Source organism: Photorhabdus sp. CRCIA-P01 (assembly GCF_003545805.1).
GTDB lineage: Bacteria > Pseudomonadota > Gammaproteobacteria > Enterobacterales > Enterobacteriaceae > Photorhabdus > Photorhabdus antumapuensis.
On sequence record NZ_NMQR01000116.1, the window covers coordinates 1 to 3,584 of the forward strand.

1 protein-coding gene and 1 pseudogene are annotated in these 3,584 nt (G+C 60.4%); both read left to right on the forward strand.

The window, feature by feature from the left end:
- Positions 1-1,619, forward strand: a pseudogene (locus D3222_RS23865) (DNA primase); the annotation flags it as partial.
- Positions 1,606-2,736, forward strand: a complete 1,131-nt coding sequence (gene xerC, locus D3222_RS23870) for a site-specific tyrosine recombinase XerC (protein ID WP_118988281.1) — start codon at positions 1,606-1,608, stop codon at positions 2,734-2,736. The pseudogene D3222_RS23865 and the gene xerC, both read left to right, overlap by 14 nt.
- Positions 2,737-3,584 lie beyond the last annotated feature (848 nt).

Genomic DNA, 3,584 nt, shown 5'->3' on the forward strand with positions numbered 1-3,584 from the left:
AACAGATTATTGCCGATATGGCCGCCTGCGGGGTGGTCGGCGAATCCACCAATCTGCTGACCGGGTATCTGGCGGCGGTCTCGCGCAAACTGGATAAACCGCTGGCCGTGTTAATCCAGAGCAGCAGCGCGGCGGGGAAATCCTCCCTGATGGACGCCGTGCTGAACCTGATGCCGGAAGAGGAGCGTATCCAGTACTCGGCGATGACCGGACAGAGCCTGTACTATCTGGGGGAAACCAGCCTGCAACACAAGATACTGGCTATCGCCGAAGAGGAAGGCGTGCGGCAGGCGGCCTATGCCCTGAAACTGTTGCAGTCGGACGGCGAGCTGAAAATCGCCAGCACCGGCAAGAACGAACAAAGCGGCGAACTGGTGACGCGGGAATACAAGGTACAGGGGCCGGTCATGCTGATGTTAACGACCACGGCCATTGATGTGGATGAAGAGCTGCTGAACCGCTGTCTGGTGCTGACGGTCAACGAATCGCGCGAGCAGACGCAGGCCATCCACGCCATGCAGCGGCACCGTCAGACGCTAGAAGGGTTGCTGGCTGACTCGGAGAAAGGCTATCTGACGCAGTTACACCAGAACGCCCAGCGCCTGTTAAGGCCGCTGAAAGTGGTCAATCCTTACGCCCATCAACTGACGTTCCTGTCAGACAAAACCCGGATGCGGCGCGACCACATGAAATACCTGACGCTGATACAGGCCATTGCGTTGCTGCACCAGTACCAGCGGGAGGTGAAGAAAACGACCCATCGCGGGCAGGTCATCGAATATATCGAAGTCACCCAGGACGATATTGCGCTCGCCAACCGGCTGGCGCATGAGGTGCTGGGGCGCACGCTGGATGAAATGCCGCCGCAGACGCGCAAGCTGTTACTGCTGATACAGGACTGGGTACGGGAAACCGCCGGACAACAGGCGGTCAGGGTCGATGAACTGCATTTTACCCGGCGGGATATTCGGACCGCTCTGCACTGGGGCGATACGCAACTGAAAGTGCATCTGGCGCGGTTGCTGGAAATGGAATACCTGTTGCTGCATCGCCGCGGGCTGACCTATGAATATACGCTGCTGTGGGATGGTGAAGATACCGGGCAACCGCATCTGTGCGGGTTACTGGAGATGACTGAATCCCGGTCAGAAATGACAGGCAATGCGTTCCAGTCGGGGTCAGAGGATATTCAGTCGGGTGCTGGTCGGGGCATGGTCGGCAGTCAGTCGGTCAGTCAGAATCCGGCCTCAGGGCAGGCAACACCAGACCTGTCGGCAGAAGTGGCCGGGATAAAGCAAAAAACAGTAATTAAGGCAGAAAAAAACCCGGCTTCAATCCCCCTGCCCGAAGAAACAGAAACGGCGAATGACGCCGTGACGGGCAGGGCGTTCCGGTCGGTGTCGAAAAGTGTCCGGTCGGGTACGGGTCGGCCTCAGGCCGGTACGCAGCCGGACAGACAAAATCCGGCCTCAGCACAGACAGCACAAGGCTTGACAACAGAACCGGGCGGAGCCGGAAAGAAAACAGTTAATGGACGTAAAACGCAAAAGGCCCCGCCGCCCGCTGCCTCAGCCGCCCATTCCCAATCCGAAACGGAGGTAAATCATGGCAAACCGTAAACCGCGCAAAGGAAGTCTCCTGACCGTTGATGACGTTTATCGTCAACCTGTAGGTCCGGCACATGACCCGAAAAGCCTGTATGCACTGCTGCTGCGCTTCGTGGCMTGGCGGCAGGAACGGAACTGGTCGGAAACCACGCTGAAAGTGCAGACCCATCACACCTATCACTTTATCCTGTGGGCCACGGACCGGGGCCTGTACTATGCCGCGGATATCACGCGGCCGATACTGGAACGTTACCAGCGCTACCTGTACCAGTACCGCAAGACCAACGGAGAGCCGCTGAGCATCCGCACCCAACGCACGCAGTTGCAGCCGTTACAGGTGTGGTTCAAATGGCTGACGAAACAGAACCTGATACTGGCGAACCCGGCAGCGGACATTGAGTTGCCGCGGGAAGAAAAACGCCTGCCGCGGTATATCCTGAGCATTGATGAAATCGAGCATATCCTGTCGCTGCCTGACCCAAATACGTTGCAGGGCGCGCGCGACCGGGCCCTGATGGAGCTGCTCTGGTCAACAGGGATACGACGCAGTGAAGCGGCCCGGCTCGATATCTACAGCATTGACGGGTCACGCAAAACGGTGACCATCCGGCAGGGCAAGGGGAATAAAGACCGGGTATTGCCCCTCGGCGAACGAGCCTTAAACTGGCTCCGGTTCTATCAGCAGCAGGTTCGCCCGCAACTGCTGGTCACCCCGGACATCCAGTCGCTGTTCGTGGCAATGGACGGTCTCGACGGGTTGCAGCCGAACGGTATCACGAATGCCGTGAGCGGCTATATCCGGGCCGCCGGCATCGAGAAAAAAGGTGCCTGCCACCTGTTCCGGCATGCGATGGCGACGCAGATGCTGGAGAACGGCGCGGACCTGCGCTGGATACAGGCCATGTTAGGCCATGCCAGCGTGGAATCCACCCAGGTGTATACGCAGGTCTCTATCCGGGCCTTGCAGGCGGTGCACGCCAGTACGCATCCGGCGGAGCAAATGGCCGACGAAAAAGTTCGCGACGCCGATGAAGTGGGTTTACTGGCCGACTTGTACGCCGGCGATAACGCCGATGCCGACACGCCGCCGGACAACCCGACGCTGACCTCACCCCCCGATAGCCGCTGAGCATCCGCACGCCCCCGTTGAGTYRGGCGGGTTCGGTGTGGGGGCAGACCGTGACCGGACTGCCCGTTAGCCTCGGCGCACGCGGGGGTAAATAGTCGTCAGGCGGCCCAACCGCTGGCGTCCCCATTAACCCGGAACAGGCCGCCCAACGCCTATTGAACATAATGCGGGGGAATTATACGCACTGCGCCGATGAGCAAAGGTAACAGCCTGAGCATCCATGAGCGGCTTAATGCGTATAATTGGCATTATGTCTGGCGCCCCCGCGGGTTAGCATCGGAGGGTGCGGCGCACAAGGCTGACGCCTTCTGCTGTCAGCCGCTGAGCCGGCCATCGGCAACCCCAAGTTCTTCTTTAGCTGCCGCGTTATCTTCCAGCCAACACCCCTGAAGGCAGGTCGGCCTGCGGCCTCCGCTAATTTACCGCCCCCCGCCCCAACCCTGCTTCACTGGCTGCGCGCGGCTCACACTGCGCTGCGCTCCGTTGCTCGTTGCCGTGCTCGCCATCGCCGCCCCGTGCAGCCCCCCGGGGGGCTTCCCTGAACAAAACCGTGTGGTCATGCAAGGCCATGCGCAACCCGAAGCCACAGTGCCTCAGAGCGTCGCAGGRGCGCCGCTTGCGGGCTCTRTGCCGCCCGCGCCCGCAGAACGTGCGTCCGCCGCCCAGGCAAGCTGGGCGACGTTCGCCCGTTGCCGAAAAAGGCGCTACGCTGACAAAGGCCCGGCGGGAAAAACGGGCCGTCGGGGGCGAAAAGCGCGTCAGGGGGTTTTGGGTTCGGCGGTGAACGGACATTGGAAAAAACGGGTTGTAACTGACTGAGGGCATTAGGAAAATCGGTGTTCGATGGT